The organism is Comamonas testosteroni (assembly GCF_030505195.1).
GTDB classification, from domain to species: domain Bacteria; phylum Pseudomonadota; class Gammaproteobacteria; order Burkholderiales; family Burkholderiaceae_C; genus Comamonas; species Comamonas testosteroni_G.
In genome coordinates, this window is record NZ_CP129672.1 from 3156909 (window position 1) to 3173642 (window position 16734).

At 64.1% G+C, this 16734-nt stretch carries 13 protein-coding genes; 7 read left to right on the top strand and 6 right to left on the bottom strand.

Features of this window, described 5'->3' with window-relative positions:
- Positions 1 to 98 precede the first annotated feature (98 nt).
- The 3 genes from QYQ99_RS14570 to QYQ99_RS14580 all read right to left on the bottom strand — a co-directional run bounded on the left by QYQ99_RS14570 (position 99) and on the right by QYQ99_RS14580 (position 2556).
- Positions 99 to 530, bottom strand: coding sequence for a hypothetical protein (locus QYQ99_RS14570; protein ID WP_302088822.1), 432 nt, complete (start codon positions 528 to 530; stop codon positions 99 to 101).
- Between the two features lie 100 nt (positions 531 to 630).
- Positions 631 to 1035, bottom strand: a complete 405-nt coding sequence (locus tag QYQ99_RS14575) for a hypothetical protein (RefSeq protein WP_302088823.1) — start codon at positions 1033 to 1035, stop codon at positions 631 to 633.
- Positions 1036 to 1095: 60 nt separating this feature from the next.
- Positions 1096 to 2556 carry a heavy metal sensor histidine kinase gene (locus QYQ99_RS14580; protein WP_302088824.1) on the bottom strand — a complete coding sequence of 487 codons (1461 nt, stop codon included), beginning with the start codon at positions 2554 to 2556 and terminating at the stop codon, positions 1096 to 1098.
- A gap of 59 nt (positions 2557 to 2615) precedes the next feature.
- Here QYQ99_RS14580 and QYQ99_RS14585 point away from each other — a divergent pair, with 59 nt between their 5' ends.
- A complete protein-coding gene (locus QYQ99_RS14585; RefSeq protein ID WP_302088825.1) occupies positions 2616 to 2957 on the top strand; it encodes a DUF5713 family protein in 342 nt (113 codons plus the stop codon).
- A gap of 10 nt (positions 2958 to 2967) precedes the next feature.
- On the opposite strand, the gene QYQ99_RS14590 is transcribed toward QYQ99_RS14585, so the two are convergent.
- Positions 2968 to 3657, bottom strand: a complete 690-nt coding sequence (locus QYQ99_RS14590; protein WP_302093183.1) for a heavy metal response regulator transcription factor — start codon at positions 3655 to 3657, stop codon at positions 2968 to 2970.
- A 147-nt stretch (positions 3658 to 3804) separates the two neighbouring features.
- Here QYQ99_RS14590 and QYQ99_RS14595 point away from each other — a divergent pair, with 147 nt between their 5' ends.
- The 6 genes from QYQ99_RS14595 to QYQ99_RS14620 all read left to right on the top strand — a co-directional run bounded on the left by QYQ99_RS14595 (position 3805) and on the right by QYQ99_RS14620 (position 13792).
- Complete coding sequence (locus QYQ99_RS14595) at positions 3805 to 5067, top strand: TolC family protein (protein WP_302088826.1); 1263 nt, start codon at positions 3805 to 3807, stop codon at positions 5065 to 5067.
- Positions 5068 to 5082: 15 nt separating this feature from the next.
- Entirely contained in the window at positions 5083 to 6411 is a 1329-nt protein-coding gene (locus tag QYQ99_RS14600) for an efflux RND transporter periplasmic adaptor subunit (RefSeq protein ID WP_302088827.1), read from the top strand.
- A 162-nt stretch (positions 6412 to 6573) separates the two neighbouring features.
- Positions 6574 to 9696, top strand: coding sequence for an efflux RND transporter permease subunit (locus tag QYQ99_RS14605; protein ID WP_302088828.1), 3123 nt, complete (start codon positions 6574 to 6576; stop codon positions 9694 to 9696).
- A gap of 228 nt (positions 9697 to 9924) precedes the next feature.
- Positions 9925 to 10125 (top strand): hypothetical protein, encoded by a 201-nt coding sequence (locus tag QYQ99_RS14610; protein WP_302088829.1) that lies wholly within the window; start codon positions 9925 to 9927, stop codon positions 10123 to 10125.
- A 25-nt stretch (positions 10126 to 10150) separates the two neighbouring features.
- Entirely contained in the window at positions 10151 to 12385 is a 2235-nt protein-coding gene (locus tag QYQ99_RS14615) for a phosphocholine-specific phospholipase C (protein WP_302088830.1), read from the top strand.
- Positions 12386 to 12469: 84 nt separating this feature from the next.
- Positions 12470 to 13792: a D-serine ammonia-lyase gene (locus tag QYQ99_RS14620; protein WP_302088831.1), complete on the top strand. Its 1323-nt coding sequence runs from the start codon at positions 12470 to 12472 to the stop codon at positions 13790 to 13792.
- Between the two features lie 23 nt (positions 13793 to 13815).
- Here QYQ99_RS14620 and QYQ99_RS14625 read toward each other — a convergent pair whose 3' ends face one another.
- Positions 13816 to 15087, bottom strand: a complete 1272-nt coding sequence (locus QYQ99_RS14625) for a PQQ-dependent sugar dehydrogenase (protein WP_302088832.1) — start codon at positions 15085 to 15087, stop codon at positions 13816 to 13818.
- Between the two features lie 14 nt (positions 15088 to 15101).
- A complete protein-coding gene (locus tag QYQ99_RS14630; RefSeq protein WP_302088833.1) occupies positions 15102 to 16649 on the bottom strand; it encodes an FAD-linked oxidase C-terminal domain-containing protein in 1548 nt (515 codons plus the stop codon).
- Positions 16650 to 16734: the final 85 nt, after the last annotated feature.

The window sequence follows — 16734 nt, forward strand, 5'->3', positions numbered from 1 at the left end:
GTAAATTTAATAGCTGCCTTCGCCAATGAATAAAAGGTTTCAATGCATTTATACATTGAAACCCTTTATTTTCATGTGATTAGTGCTATCAAAAAATATCAGGCATTGGGCGCGGAAGGCTCGGGCGGCAGCAACTGCTTGCCGATCAGCTGCCAGGCCTTGGCGGCATCGGCCTGGCCGGCAAACAGATGGCAGCTGGCGGCAGTCATGGCGATACGGCCGTTCTCGGGCTCCAGGTCAAAGGCCAGCTCGCATTGCGCAGCAGCGTTGGCCCACATGACCAGCGCGTTCCTGTCCTCTTCCTTTTGCAAGGCGTGGGCCTCGGCCATCCAGGCCTGTGCCAGACGAAAGGCGGCTTCGGGCTCGCTCATATCGGCCTTGTGCGCCAGATAGAACTCCTTGCCGGCGGCCTGCCAGAACGCGCGGGCCTGCTCGAAGTCCTGGGTGGCAATATTCTGGGCCTGCTGCACCAGCGCGTTGCCGGCCTGCAGATGGGTCTGATAGGTGGATGCGTCTTGATCTTGGGACATGGTTCATATTGTCCTCATTGCCTGGCCTTGAGGAGCGCGACCGCGCGCATCTCCCCTGGACGGCCCCGGGACATTGCCGCCGCCTGCCAGCGGCTTGTCGCTAGTAGCGGAAGTCCAGCTGATGCGGGCCCTTGCCGATCTCTGCCGACTGGGTCTGGCTGCGGCCTTCGCTGGTGGTGGCCGTGATCTTGTAGCTGCCGGCGGGCAGCTGGATCAGGCAGACCGGGCCGTTGGCCGTGAAGCGGCTGATGTCCTTGGCGGAGCTGACCTCGACCGCCACATTGGCCAGGTAGGCGCCTTCCTTTTGCGCAAACAGCAGCGACAGCGGGTAGTCCTTCATCGCGGCGCGCATGAGCGTGGATTCGTTCTCGCCTATGCCGCCGCAGCTGTAGCGCAGGGCGCCAGCCTGCTGCATATCGGGAATCCGGCCCTGAGCCGTAGCGGGCAGGCCAAGAGCTGCATGGGCGGCCAAGGCCAGGCAGGCCGCATGTCTCAAGCAATGCATGGTGTTTCCTTTCGGCGATGCACGGGCGGCCATCTTGCGGCCCGGACGCGCCGCTGCGTGTCATCCCCGCGCGCTGCTGCTTGTGGGCATCCCCGGCATTGACGCCTGGTTGCCTGCGGAAACAGGGGCCTGGGCTGATGGGTCCTGGTCCGCAGGCAGGCTCAGCCCGATGCTGGTGACGGTTTGTTCGGAGTGCGCAAACGCCTGTCCGCCATGCATGCGTGCAATGGCGGCCACGATGGACAGGCCCAGGCCGTGGTTGCGATCGGCCTGGCTGCGGGCAGCGTCCGAGCGGTAGAAACGGTCAAACAGTCTGGGCAGGTGCTCGGGCGCAATGGCCTGACCCTGGTTCTGCACCGCCAGCGTGACCTGGCCGGCCTGCGGCGTGCTGATCTGTATCTCTATGCAGCTGCCCGGCGTGGCATAGCGGGTGGCATTGCCCAGCAGATTGGACAGTGCCCGGCGCAGCAATCGCGCATCGACCTGGGCCTGTGCATCGCCCTGCACCCGCACCTGCAGACCGGCCTCCTGCAGCGCGGCTTCGTGGTAGTCCACCACTTCGTCCGCGAGGCTGGCCAGGCTGGCCACCTGAATGCGGTGCGCGCTCTCGCCGCGATCGGCGTGAGAGAGAAAAAGCATGTCCGCCACGATGCCGGCCATGCGCTGCAGATCCTCCAGATTGGAGGCCAGGATGTCGCGCAGTTCGCCCGCATCGCGGGGCTTGCGCAGCGCCAGCTCGCAGCTGCTGATGAGCGTGGTCAGCGGAGTGTTGAGCTCATGGGCCACATCGGCGTTGAAGGCCTCCATCTGGCGGTAGGCCACGGCCAGCCGCTCCAGCAGCGCGTTGAACTGGGCAATCAGCGGGCGCAGCTCCTGGGGCTGGTTGCTGTCGTCAAGTCTGGTCTGCCAGTCGCGGCTCAGATCCTTGGCGCCCAGCTGCCGGGTCTGCTCCACCAGCGAATGCAGAGGTGCCAGCCCGCGCCTCACCAGCCAGGCGCTGAACAGCGACACCAGCAGCGCACCGCTGACGGCAGCAAGGCCCAGAATCCAGGCCAGCTGGCGCAGCAGGGCATCGTCGGGGCGGCGGTCCAGCATCAGCAGCACCTGCACGCGCTGCTGCTCCTGCTGATCCACATGGGCTGGCAGCACGACGCTGAAGCTGCGCCGGGCGCTGTGAAGATCGTCGAGGGGCTGGTGCAGTTTCTCGAACAGCAGCGCGCCGCTGGCATAGCTGACGCGGATCGACATATCCTCGTGGCCCGTGAGAAAGTCGGACAGCATGTGCTGCATGCTGGACGCGGAGCGGTTGGCACGCGCTTGTTGCAGCAGATGCGTCACCGTGACCTGCTTTTGCTCCAGGCTTTCCTGCTGGCGCTGGGCCAGGGCCAGCCAGCTGCCCCAGTACACGGCCACACAGACCAGGCCCAGGCCCAGCATGGTCTGCAGGGCCAGCGAGCGCGACAGCCGCCGGCTCAGGTTCGGGATCTGAGGAGTGCTTGGAGAGGAGTGATCAGCGGTCATGAGTGGCTGCTATGCTGGACGATTCATCGTTTGCGGTTTGCTGGGAAAAGGAACGGACCATGAGTCTTGATAACGCCATCATGAACAACTACGCCTTCTTGCTGGAGATGTACGAGGACAGCTATTTCCCCGAAGAACTGGTGCGCAAGGGCGAGGATATTCTGAGAGAACTGTGTCTGCAGATCGAGCAGCAAACGCCGCAGAATCTGGAGCAGCTGTATCGCTTGAGCCACGCTGCGACCGAGCGTTTCAACGATCTGCAGCAGGAGTTCGAAGAGCAGGGCAGCGAGATAGAAACGGCGGCACGTGAATGCATTGCGGCTGACTTCGAGGCCATTGCCAAGGCTTATGGTTTTGAAGAAGCGGATCTGGAGGAGCTGATCGCTCTACGCGAATGGTAGGCGCCGGCTATCAGGCATCAAGGCGAAGCTCCAGCACATAGCCCATGCCGCGCACTGTGTGCAGCAGGGGCAGCTCGAACGGCGCGTCGAGCTTGAGGCGCAGGCGGCGCACAGCGACCTCGACGACATTGGTTTCGCTGTCGAAGTTCATGTCCCAGACCTGGGAGGCCAGCTCGGTGCGCGACAGCACTTCGCCCTGGCGCCGCAGCAGCAGACTCAGCAGATTGAATTCCTTGGCCGTCAGGTCCAGCCGCTGGCCCGCACGCGTGGCGCGGCGACGCAGCAGATCCAGCTCCAGATCGGCCATGCGCAGCACCGTGGCTTCGGGCGTGGCCTGAGCCTGCGGGCCGCGGCGCAGCAGTGCATGAATGCGGGCCACCAGCTCTGAAAACGCAAAAGGCTTGACCAGATAGTCATCGGCCCCGGCCTGCAGGCCTTTGACGCGGTCTTCCACCTGGGCGCGGGCCGTGAGCATGAGCACTGGCGTCTGGCGGGATTGGCGCAGAGCCGCCAGCACGGCCAGGCCGTCTATGCCGGGCAGCATGCCGTCCAGGATGATGAGATCGCAGGGTTGCTCGGTGGCCAGATGCAGGCCGTCAATGCCGTTGTGCGCGGTATCGACCACAAAGCCTTCCTCGCCCAGGCCTTTTTGCAGGTACTCGGCAAGTTTGGTTTCGTCCTCGATGACTAGAAGCTTCATGCGCAGATTGTCGAGCAAGTCGGCCGCTGGCGAAGATGACAAATTTGTCATCTTCAGGTCAGAACCCTGTGGGGGCCGCCACGCTAGATTTGCCCCGCCTGTACAGGAGTGCCAACCCAGGGGCTGGCATGCAGGCGGAGCATCACCATGACATTCATTACCAAGGCGGCCGCTGCGTTGCTGGGCAGCAGCCTGGGCCTTTTCGTGCCCTGCACCTGGGCGCAGCAGCCTGCGCCCGTCACGGCGGCGGCTGCCGCCCCCATCAGCCTGCAGGCCGCGCTGGCACTGGCCATGGAGCGCAACCCCGGTCTGCGGGCGGCAGCCCAGGCCCTGGCGGCCAGCGAAGGGGCATTGATCCAGAGTCGCGCCAGGCCCAATCCCGAGCTGGCCTATTCGCAGGAAGACACGCGCCGCGAAACCCGCTCCATGACGCTGCAGTGGAACCAGTCCATAGAGATCGGCGGCAAGCGCGAGGCCCGCATGAAGGCGGCCGAGCATGGCCGCGAACTGGCCAGGGCCGAGCTGGACGCCGCGCAGGCCGGTCTGCGTGCCGATGTGCGCACGGCATTTGCCAATGTGCTGGCCGGCCAGCAACGCGTGCAGCTGCATCTCAAGACGCTGGAGATTGCCAGCAGTGCCCGCGATGCCGCAGCCAAGCGCGTGCTGGCAGGCAAGGTGGCTCCGCTGGAGGAAACTAAGGCTCGCGTGGCCGAGAGCAGTGCCGAGCTGGCGCTGGCGCAAGCGCGCTCCGGTCTGCGTGTGGCGCGTCATCAACTGGCGGCGCTGTGGGGCGCGCAGCCTGCGGCATTTGGCAGCGCGGTGGGGGAGCTGGCGCAACTGCCGGTGCTGCCCGATGAAAGCCTGATGCTGGAAAAGCTGGAGCATTCACCGCAGATGCTGCGCGCGCAGCAGGCCGTTTTTCAGGCCAGGTCCGTCGCCGAGCTCGAGCGCGCCAAGCGCCTGCCCGACCCCAGCGTGAGCCTGGGCATGAAGCGTGCGCAGGAAGTGGGCCGCAATCAGCTGGTGGTGGGTATCTCGGTGCCGCTGCCGATTCTGGACAGCAACCGCGGCAATCAGCTGCAGGCACTGCGTCTGGCAGACAAGGCCGAGGACGAGCTGCTGGCCACGCGCCAGCAAATGCACGCACAGCTGCAGCAGCAACGCGAGCAGCTGCAGACCAGCCGGGCCCAGGCCGAGCAACTGGCGCAGCAGGTCCTGCCGGCGGCCCAGTCCGCTTACGAAGTGGCTGCCAAGGGCTTTGCCATGGGCAAGTTCAGCTACCTGGAAGTGCTGGATGCCCAGCGCACGCTGGCCGAGGCACGCAGCCTCTATCTGGAGCAACTGGTGGCAACCCATCAGGCGGCTGCCGACATCACCCGCCAACTGGGCGATGTGCCCGGTCTTGAGTAAGAGCAAGCACATATCATGAATTCCACATCCCCTAAGCCCCGCCGCACGGCGATTGCCATCGCCATCATTCTGGCGCTGGGTGCGGCCGCTGCTGCAGCCATTGTCTACGGTACGCAGCCAGCAGCTGCAAGCGCCGAAGGCCATGGTCACGGCGCTGCAGACAAGAGTCATGCCCATGAAGAAAAGAGCGGGCATGAGCATGACGAAAAAGAGGAGCATGACCATGGCAGCGAGCCTGGGCATGAACAGGCAGCAAGCACCGGAAAACCCGCAGTCAAGCCGGAATCCGCTCATGCCGATGACGAGGATGAAGGCCTGCTCAAACTCGATGCCGAGCGTGCCAGGGCTGCGGGCGTGGCATTGGCCGAGGCCGGCCCGGCGTTGATCGCCAGCATGCTGCAGTTGCCGGGCGAGATTCGCTTCAACGAGGACAGGACGGCCCATGTGGTGCCGCGGGTGGCGGGCGTGGCTGAGAGCGTGGCGGCCAATCTGGGGCAGGTGGTAAAGAAGGGCCAGTTGCTGGCCACCCTGACCAGCCCTGCGGTATCCGAGCAGCGCAGCGAGCTGATGGCCGCGCAAAAGCGTCTCGCACTGGCGCGCACCACCTATCAGCGCGAGAAGCAGCTGTGGCAGGAAAAGATCTCGGCCGAGCAGGATTATCTGCAGGCCCAGCAGGTGCTGCGCGAGGCCGAGATCGCGTCCGCCAATGCGCAGCAGAAGCTGGCTGCGATCGGTGCCGGCTCAGGCTCTGCCGGGGCGCTGAACCGCTTCGAGCTGCGCGCGCCTTTCGACGGGGTGGTGGTGGAAAAGCATCTCTCCGTGGGCGAGGCCGTGCAGGACAGCACGGCCGTGTTCACCATCTCCGATCTGCGTTCGGTCTGGGCCGAAATGAAGGTGGCCGCTGGCGACCTGCCCTTTGTGCGCGTGGGCGAACAGGCCACTGTGCATGCGACAGCCTTTGAATCGAAAGCCACGGGGACGGTGGCCTATGTGGGCGCCTTGATAGGACAGGAAACCCGCACGGCACCGGCACGCATCACCCTGGACAACCCGGATGGTATCTGGCGTCCGGGCCTCTTCGTGAATGTGGATCTGACGGGATCCGGCCAGAAGGCGGCGGTGACGGTGGCCAGTGCGGCGATCCAGAAGATCGACGGCGACAAGCCCGTGGTGTTTGTGCCGGTGGACGGCGGCTTCAAGGCGCAGGCCCTGAAGCTGGGCAAGACCGATGGCCAGAACACCGAAGTGCTGCAGGGCCTGAGTACAGGCCAGCGCTATGTGAAGGACGGGGCCTTCGTGCTCAAGTCCGAGCTGGGCAAGGCCACGGCCGAGCATGTGCATTGATTAGCCACCCCCTGAGGCGCGGCGCGCCTTCCCGTTGCACGGCGCCCCCAAGGGGGACGACACCCTCGCCTGGGCGGCCCCGCCGCGAGGCGGCTCTTGCTCGGTGTCTCTGGTTTGGATTGCGCCAGTGTGACAGGGCAGATGAAGATATTTGGAGTTTGAATGTTTGAGCGCATCATCCGCTTTGCCATTGCCCAGCGCTGGCTGGTCATGCTGGCCACACTGGCCCTGGTGGGACTGGGTATCTACAACTACCAGCGCCTGCCCATCGATGCCGTGCCCGACATCACCAATGTGCAGGTGCAGATCAATACCTCGGCGCCCGGCTATTCGCCGCTGGAGACCGAGCAGCGCGTCACCTTCCCCATAGAGACCGTGATGGCCGGCCTGCCGCAGCTGGAGCAGACCCGCTCGCTGTCGCGCTACGGCCTGTCCCAGGTGACCGTGGTGTTCAAGGACGGCACGGACATCTACTTTGCGCGCCAGCTGGTGAACGAGCGCATGCAGCAGGCGCGCGACGCCCTGCCGGCGGGCGTCGCGCCTGCGCTGGGGCCTATTTCCACGGGGCTGGGCGAGATCTATCTGTGGACCGTGGAGGCCGATGACGGCGCCACCAAGCCCGACGGCACGCCCTATACGCCTATGGATCTGCGCGAGATCCAGGACTGGGTCATCAAGCCCCAGCTGCGCAATGTGGCGGGCGTGACCGAGATCAACTCCATCGGCGGCTTCGCCAAGGAATACCTGGTGGCACCGCAGCCGCAAAAGCTCGCGGCCTATGGTTTCACGCTGGCCGATATCGTCGCGGCGCTGGAGCGCAACAACGCCAATGTGGGCGCCGGCTATATCGAACGCCAGGGCGAGCAGTACCTGATCCGCGCACCGGGGCAGGTGGGAGGCATTGCCGATATTCGCGAAGTCATCGTGGGGTCTGCGCAAGGCCAGCCGATTCGCGTGCGTGATCTGGCCGATGTGGGCCTGGGCCGTGAACTGCGTACGGGGGCTGCCACGGACAACGGTCGAGAAGTGGTGCTGGGTACGGTGTTCATGCTGATTGGCGAGAACAGCCGCGCAGTGGCGCAGGCGGTGCATGAGCGCATGCAGGTGATCAACAAAAGCCTGCCGCCCGGTGTGAAGGCCGTGACGGTGTACGACCGCACCCATCTGGTGGACAAAGCCATTGCCACGGTCAAGAAGAACCTGATCGAAGGTGCGGCGCTGGTCGTGGCGATTCTGTTCCTGTTTCTGGGCAATCTGCGGGCAGCGCTGATCACGGCGCTCATCATTCCGCTGTCCATGTTGTTCACCTTCACGGGCATGGTGCAGATGCGCGTCAGCGCCAATCTGATGAGCCTTGGGGCGCTGGACTTCGGCATCATCATCGACGGTGCGGTGGTGATCGTGGAGAACTGCGTGCGCCGTCTGGCCCATGCGCAGGCCGCAGCAGGTCGATCGTTGAGCCGCAGCGAACGTTTCGAGGAAGTGTTTGCGGCAGCCAAGGAGGCTCGGCGTCCGTTGTTGTTCGGTCAGCTCATCATCATGGTGGTCTATCTGCCCATCTTTGCGCTCACCGGTGTGGAAGGAAAGATGTTTCACCCCATGGCGCTGACGGTGGTGATCGCGCTGCTGGGGGCCATGCTGCTGTCTATCACCTTCATCCCTGCCGCGATTGCGCTGTTCATGGGCGACAAGGTGGCCGAGAAGGAAAACCGTCTGATGGAGTGGGCGCGCCGTGCCTATGCGCCGGTGCTGGACAAGGTCATGCATGCACCGGCAGTGGTGTTGACGGCGGCCAGCGTCATCGTCGCCCTGAGTCTGTTGCTGGCCACGCGCATGGGCAGCGAGTTTGCGCCCAATCTCAATGAAGGCGACTTTGCGATTCAGGCGTTGCGCATACCGGGCACCAGCCTGACGCAGTCGGTGCAGATGCAGATGCAGATCGAGAGAGCGCTCAAACAGCAGTTCCCTGAAATCGAGCGCGTGTTTGCGCGCACCGGCACGGCGGAGATCGCCTCCGACCCCATGCCGCCCAATATTTCGGACGGCTACATCATGCTCAAACCGCGTGAGCAATGGCCCGATCCGGCGCGCTCGCGTGACGATCTGCTGGCTGCCGTACAAGAGGCTGTAGAAAAGATTCCGGGCAGCAACTACGAGTTCTCGCAGCCGATACAGCTGCGCTTCAATGAGCTGATCTCTGGCGTGCGCAGCGATGTGGCCGTCAAGATCTTCGGCGATGACATGGCCCAGCTGGAAAAGTCCGCACAGGCCGTGGCTGCCATGCTGCAAAAGATTCCTGGTGCCTCCGAGGTCAAGGTCGAGCAGACCACGGGCCTGCCCATGCTCACGGTGCAGATCGACCGCGAGAAAGCCTCGCGTTACGGTCTGAACATGGGCGATGTGCAAGATGCCATCAGCACGGCATTTGGCGGGCGTGAAGCCGGTACGGTATTCGAGGGCGACAGACGTTTTGCCATCCAGGTTCGCCTGCCCGAGGCCATGCGCAGCGATGTGGACAGCATAGGCCGCCTGCCGATTGCGCTGCCGCGCGGCGGTAACGGGCGTCTGGGCTTTGTGCCGCTGTCATCGGTGGCGACGGTGGAGCTGGCACCGGGGCCCAACCAGGTCAGCCGCGAGGATGGCAAGCGCCGTATCGTTGTCAGCGCCAACGTGCGCGGGCGCGATATTGGCTCCTTCGTGGCGCAGGCTCAGAAGGAACTCGAAGGCGTTGCGTTGCCGGCAGGTTACTGGACACGCTGGGGCGGAACCTTCGAGAACCTCGAGTCGGCCCGCAAGCGCCTGATGATCGTGGTGCCCGTGGCGCTGGCGCTGGTGTTCACGCTGCTGTTTGCCATGTTCGGCAATGTGCGCGACGGCCTCATCGTCTTCACCGGCATTCCGTTTGCGTTGACGGGCGGGATTGCGGCGCTGTGGCTGCGCGGCATTCCGCTGTCCATTTCGGCGGCCATCGGCTTTATCGCACTTTGCGGCGTGGCCGTGCTCAACGGCCTGGTGATGATTGCCTATATCCGTTCGCTGCGCGAGCAGGGCATGGGCGTTGAGCAGGCAGTCACCGAAGGGGCGCTCACGCGTCTGCGTCCCGTGCTGATGACGGCTCTGGTGGCATCGCTGGGCTTTGTGCCCATGGCGATTGCCACCGGAACGGGGGCAGAGGTGCAAAGGCCGCTGGCCACGGTGGTGATTGGCGGCATTCTCTCGTCCACGGTGCTGACGCTGCTGGTGCTGCCGCTGCTGTACCGGCTGGGATATGGAGAGCGGAAATAGCCGCGCAAGCGCCAGCGTTCTGACTGGCGTTGTGATGTTTTTTGCAGAGGGCCGACGTGGGTGCGTCGGCCCTTTTTTCATGGCGCTTCGCGCTGAAGAGGGCTCGCGAGCTTCGAGCGCTGGCGCGATGCGAGGCAACGGACTGAAACACGGACGTCATCGGGATGACATGAGTTTTACCTAGATTCTTGCCGGTCGAAACCTGTCGACATCAAAGCGAAAGACTCCATGCAAAACAAGCGTTTGATCAAGGCGCTGGCGCTCGCCTGTCTGACGGCCGCCACGCTGGCCGCCTGTGGTGGCAGCGATGACAGCCCGCCTGCCCCAACGAATCCGACCAATCCCACGACCCCCACGAACCCCACGAACCCCACGAACCCCACGAACCCCACCGAGCCGGCCAAGCCGGAGATGCGCTGTGCTCCCTGAGCGCGGTGACAGACAAGGCTTCACCATGATTTCGCGACGCAACCTTCTGCAGGCCGGCAAGAACGCCGCCTTTTCCGCTGCCGCACTGGCAGCCTTTCCTCCGAGCATCCGCCGTGCGCTGGCCATTCCTGCCAACAACGTCACGGGCACCGTCATGGACGTGCAGCATGTGGTGATCCTGATGCAGGAAAACCGTTCCTTCGACCAGTACTTCGGCACGCTCAAGGGAGTGCGCGGCTTTGGCGACCGGATGACGATTCCCGTGCCCAACGGCCGCAAGGTCTGGCAGCAGGAGCGAGCCAACGGTACGGTCATCACGCCCTACCATCTGGATGGAACGGCCAACAACGCGCAGCGCGTTTCCGGCACTCCCCATTCCTGGCTGGACAGCCAGCAGGCCTGGGACAACGGCCGCATGTCGCGCTGGCCCGTGGCCAAGACGGACACCTCCATGGGCTATTTCAAGGAGCAGGAGCTGCCCTACCAGTTCGCGCTGGCCAATGCCTTCACGATCTGCGATGCCTACCACTGCGCCATGCATACCGGCACCGACGCCAACCGGTCATTCCACATGACGGGCACCAACGGTGCCATGCCCCAGAACGTGGCCTTCGTGAATAACGAGTGGGATGCCATCAACGGCGTGCCCAGCGATGCCAACACCGGCTACACATGGAAGACCTATGCCGAGCGGCTGCAGGAAGCCGGGGTGAGCTGGATCAGCTACCAGAACATGCCCGACGAGTGGGGCGACAACATGCTGGGGGCGTTCCAGAACTTTCGCCGAGCGAATCTGGCTTCGGGCTTTCCTGTCTCCAGCGGCGGCGCGCCCAATGCGCCCTATACCAACACCGGCCAGGCCTTGCCCTACCACGCCTATGACGCGGCCAGCGACGATGCGGCCAACCCGCTGTACAAGGGCGTTGCCAACACCTTGCCCGGCAACCAGCCAGAGGAGTATCTGGACGCCTTCAAGCGCGATATCCGCGAAGGCAAGCTGGCGCAGGTGTCCTGGGTCAATGCTCCGTCCATCTATTGCGAACACCCCGGCCCATCCAGCCCTGTGCAGGGCGCCTGGTTTCTGCAGGAGGTGCTGGACGCGCTAACGGCCAACCCCGAGGTCTGGAGCAAGACCGTGCTGCTGGTCAACTTCGACGAGAACGATGGCTACTTCGACCATATGCCTTCTCCCTCGGCACCATCGCAGAACGCTGACAAGACCTATGCAGGCAAGACCACGCTGCCGCAAGCCGATCTGCAGGCCGAGTACTTCACGCATGGCGCACCGGTCGGCAGCAGTAGCCAGCCCGCCCCCGATGGCCGTGTCTACGGTCCCGGTCCGCGCGTTCCGCTGTATGTGATCTCGCCCTGGAGCCGTGGCGGCTGGGTCAACTCGCAGGTGTTCGACCATACGTCGGTGCTGCGTTTTCTGGAGGCCCGCTTCGGCGTGAAGGAGCCCAATATCAGCCCGTTCCGCCGTGCGGTATGTGGAGATCTTCTGAGCACCTTCAACTTCAAGACGCCGAACAACGAGACACTGCCCGTGCTGGCCGGGCGGTCCACACGCGATGTCGCCGACCAGCTGCGTGCCGATCAGCAAAAGCTGCCTGCGGTGCCGGTGCCGCGCGATATGCAACTGCCTTTGCAGGCAGGCGGTACGCGTCCGTCACGGGCCTTGCCCTACGAGCTGCACACCAGTGCGCGCTGTCAGGCCAACAGCCAGGTGGAGCTGGTGTTTGCCAACACCGGTACGCAGGCGGCAGTCTTCCATGTCTATGACCGCTACAAGCTGGATCGCACGCCGCGCCGCTATATGGTGGAGGCGGGCAAGACTCTGTCCGATACCTGGGATGCCGTGCGTGATAATTTCGGCAAGTACGACCTCTGGGTGCTGGGCCCCAACGGTTTTCACCGCCACTTCAAGGGCGATCTGAATCGCCTGGGCAGTACACAGGCCGCCCCCGAGGTGCGTGTCTGCTACGACATCGCCAATGGCAATGTCTACGTGGATCTGATGAACAAGGGCGCTCAGGCTGCGGTGTTCACCATCACCCCCATGGCCTACCTGAGCGACGGTCCATGGACGGTTAGCGTGGCCGCGGCCGCCAGCGCCGAGAGGCATTGGGAGCTGAAGGCCAGTGGCCAGTGGTATGACTTTGCCGTAACCTGCAACAGCGATCCGGCGTACTACCGGCGCTTTGCCGGTCGCGTGGAAACCGGTCAGCACACGATCAGCGACCCCGCCATGGGCGAGGTATAGCGACCATGCCGCGCCTTTGCGGACCTGTCTGGCATGCACCATTGGCCCTAATATGGCGCTCTTTTATGACGATGGATGCCAGCCATGACTTTCTTCGCACTGCGCGACCTTGTTGACGACCTGCGTCATGCCCGGCCCGCGCTATGGGCCGGGCGCAGCAGTGGGGATCGGTCCACACACTTCATAGACGCCGCTCAGGTTCAGCAGGCTGTACAGCGTTTTGAGCGTTTTGCACCCTTGCTGGCGCGGCTGTTTCCAGAGCTGCAGGCGTCTGGCGGACGTATTGAGTCGGCGCTGCTGCACGTGCCGCAGATGCAGCAGGCTTTGGAGCTGCCCGAGCAACTGGGCCGGCTCTGGCTCAAGGCCGATCACAGCCTGCCAGTAGCGGGTTCCATCAAGGCGCGCGGTGGCGTGCATGAGGTGCTGGAGTATGCGGAGCAGATCGCTTTGCAGCATGGCCTGCTGGCCGATGGCGACTATCTGCAGCTGGCCTCCGATGCTGCGCGTGCGGTGTTCGCCCGGTACCAGGTGGCGGTAGGCTCCACGGGTAATCTGGGCCTGTCGATTGGCGTCATGGCTTCGGGCCTGGGCTTGAAGGCGACGGTGCATATGTCTGCCGATGCCAAGGAGTGGAAAAAGCAGCGCCTGCGAGCCCGTGGCGTGCAGGTGGTGGAGCATGCCGGCGACTATGCCCAGGCCGTCGCTGCAGGCCGCGCGCTGGCCGACCAGGATGCGCACTGTCACTTTGTGGATGACGAGCATTCGCTTTCGCTGCTGCTTGGCTATGCGGCGGCGGCTCCGCACCTGGTCGCGCAACTTGCAGAGAGCAAGATTGCCGTGGATGAAACGCATCCCTTGTTTGTCTATATTCCCTGCGGCGTGGGGGGGGCGCCCGGCGGCGTGGCGCTGGGTCTGCAGCAGGCATTCGGGCCGCATGTGCATTGTTTTTTTGCCGAGCCTGTGCAGTCGCCCTGCTTCATGGTGGAGATGCTGGCCGGCGCTGCAGCGCTGCCGGGTCTGGACGCCCATCCTTCGGTCTATGAGCTGGGCCTGAACAACCAGACCGAGGCCGATGGTCTGGCAGTACCGCGTGCATCGGAGCTGGCTGCTAACGTGGTGCGTGGCTTTCTCGGCGGAGTGTTCACGGTGGAGGACGAAACCCTGTTTCGCCATCTGTGCCTGCTGCAGGATAGAGAGGGGCTGCAGATCGAGCCATCGGCCGCAGCGGGATTTAGCGGTCCGTGCGCCCTGTTGGAAAGCGCTGCGGGTCAGGACTATCTGCAGCGCCAGAAGCTGCTGCCGCACATGGCAAACGCCACACATATCGTCTGGACCACGGGCGGTCTGTTTGTCCCTGACGAGGAGTACGCGAGGTTTCTGGCGCGTGGACGCGATCTGCTGAACTGAGCACCTCACCTGGGTTATCTGGGCTACCTGGGTTGAGTGGGTTTTGGCGCCGTGCCCGCTTCACTCATCAGGATCAGCAGGGTGCGGTTGAAATCCTCCACCACCAGCAGGCGGCCTGCATGATCGATGTCCATGCCCGTGGGGCGGCCGCCGGGACGCAGTCCGGGCCTGGCGTCCCATTTGCTCAGCCATTGGATGGGCTTGCCAGAGGGGCGGCCCTTGTCGTCGCGCGCAAAGCCCACGAGGCGTTGACCGTCTGCGCGCTGGCCGTGCCAGGCCACCAGCAATTGCCCGCCAAATGCGCTGCCCACTGGAGTGGCCAGCATTTGCAGCGGAGCCACATGGGCGGGCCAGAGCATATGCGGCACCTCGGTCTTGCTGCAATCAAAGCGCTTTTCATAGCCCTGCGCGTTCTGGCGTGCACCTGTGCAGTAGGGCCAGCCGTAGTCGGCACCCGCGCGCAGCAGGTTGAGCTCTTCTGGCGGCTGTTTGGGGTCGCGGTAGTCGATATTGTTTTCGCCTTGCCAGACGGTGCCTGCCGCAGGGCCGTCGGGCATCACGGCCAGCGCCATGGAGTTGCGCAGCCCCCCGGCAAAGGGTTTGAATTCCTTGACGGGCTGCTTGCCAGCCTGCAACAGCATGCGCCAGACGGCAGCGCGCGGCATGGCCGTGCTGCGTTCGGGGTAGGGCACGGGTTGCTTCTGGTCTTCACCCCGGCAGGCATCGGTGGCCGAGCCCATATTGACGTAGAGGCTGCCGTCCGGCGCAAACGCCAGCTCCTTGAGCAGGTGCGCACCGTCGGCCGGCAGGCCGCTGGCCAGCATCTCGGGCTGAGGTGTCTGTCCGAGTGCAGGCACCGCAGCGCGCCATATCTTGTCGGCCTCGCCGATGTAGATTTTGCCGTCCGGCCCGCGCGCCATTCCCGAAGGATAGTTGAGCTTGCTCAGCAACACTCTGGCTTCGACGGCCCTGGCCGTGGTGTTGGCATTGGCGGCAGTGGCGGCATCGGGCGGCAGCCGCAGCTCGACCAACTGGCCCACCTGGGGCACCCAGTTGCCCATGTCCAGCACCCAGATACGGCCCGGCTCAATCTCCAATACGCGGCGCGGAAAGCGCAGGCCGTGGGCTTCGTCGGCAATCAGCCCCACGCAGGTGCCTGGGGGAGTGGTGATGGCCAGGCGCGGATAGATACCGCATTTGCCAGTGGAGGCATAGCCGCGCGCATGCGCACCTGGGCTGGCAGCCATGAGCAGCAGCGCAGACAGACTCAGAATCAACCGGTATTTGCGCTGCATGGATCGGCTGGCGGTTAAAAGCGCGGCAGATCGGGATGAGCAATCTGTCCGCCGCGCACCAGCATCTTGCCGTACTCGGCGCAGCGGTTGAGCGTGGGAATCACCTTGCCGGGGTTGAGCAGCGATTGAGGGTCAAATGCTGCCTTGAGCGCGAACATCTGGGCGTTTTCGGCCGTGGTGAACTGGGTGCACATGCTGTTGAGCTTTTCCACGCCCACGCCATGCTCGCCCGTCACCGTGCCACCCATGGCGACGCTGGTTTCCAGAATGTCGGCGCCGAACAGCTCGCAGCGGTGCAGTTCGTCGGGGTTGTTGGCATCGAACAGGATCAAAGGGTGCAGATTGCCGTCTCCTGCATGGAACACATTGGCGCAGCGCAACTGGTATTTCTTCTCCATATCCTGAATCGCCAGCAGGATGTCGGCCAGACGCTTGCGGGGAATGGTGGAGTCCATGCACATGTAATCGGGGCTGATGCGGCCGCTGGCGGGGAAGGCATTCTTGCGCCCGCTCCAGAAACGCAGACGCTCTTCCTCGCTTTCGCTGACGGTGATGGCCGTGGCCCCGGCGTGGCGCAGAACCTCGCTCATGCGGGCGATCTCTTCCTCCACCTCCTCGGGCGTGCCGTCACTCTCGCAAAGCAAAATGGCCTCCGCCGTGAGGTCGTAGCCGGCGCGCACGAAGTCTTCCACGGCGGCCGTCATAGGCTTGTCCATCATTTCCAGTCCGGCGGGAATGATGCCGGCCGCGATCACCGCAGCCACTGCGTCGCCGGCTTTGCGTACATCGTCGAAGCTGGCCATGATGCAGCGCGCCAGCTGGGGTTTGGGCACGAGCTTGACCGTGACCTCGGTCACCACGGCCAGCATGCCTTCGCTACCGATCATGATGGCCAGCAGGTCCAGGCCGGGGGTGTCGAGTGCATCCGCGCCGAACTCGACGGGCTCGCCTTCGATGCTGAAGCCTTTGACCTTGAGCACGTTGTGTACCGTGAGCCCGTACTTGAGGCAGTGCACGCCACCCGAGTTCTCGGCCACATTGCCGCCGATGGTGCAGGCGATCTGGCTGCTGGGGTCGGGCGCATAGTACAGACCGTAGGGGGCAGCGGCCTCGCTGATGGCGAGGTTGCGCACGCCGCACTGCACCAGGGCGGTACGGCTGTAGGCATCGACCTTGAGGATTTTGTTGAATTTGGCCAGCGACAGCGTCACGCCCATGGGGTGAGGCATGGCGCCGCCCGAAAGCCCCGTCCCCGCGCCACGTGCAATGACAGGGGCGCCTATGGCGTGACAGGCCCTGAGCACGGCCTGCACCTGTGCATAAGTCTCGGGCAGGCAGACCAGCAGAGGGCGCTGGCGGTAGGCCGTCAGTCCGTCGCACTCATAGGGCGTGGTGTCTTCGCTCTGATAGAGCAGGGCATGCGCCGGCACATGGGGGCGCAGTGCTGCCAGCACCTCGGCCTGGCGCCTGGCGCGCTCGGACGGCTCGGGCAGGTGATGCGCGGCGTTGGCCGCTGTGCTGGAGGTGGCGACGAGATCGGTAAAAGTGCTGGCGGACGTCATGCCTGCAAATGTATGGGATGCGCCCGCGTATTGGTGTGAGCTTTATTGCAACGCTGCTTGAAATGCGTTGAGTCGATGATGAGAT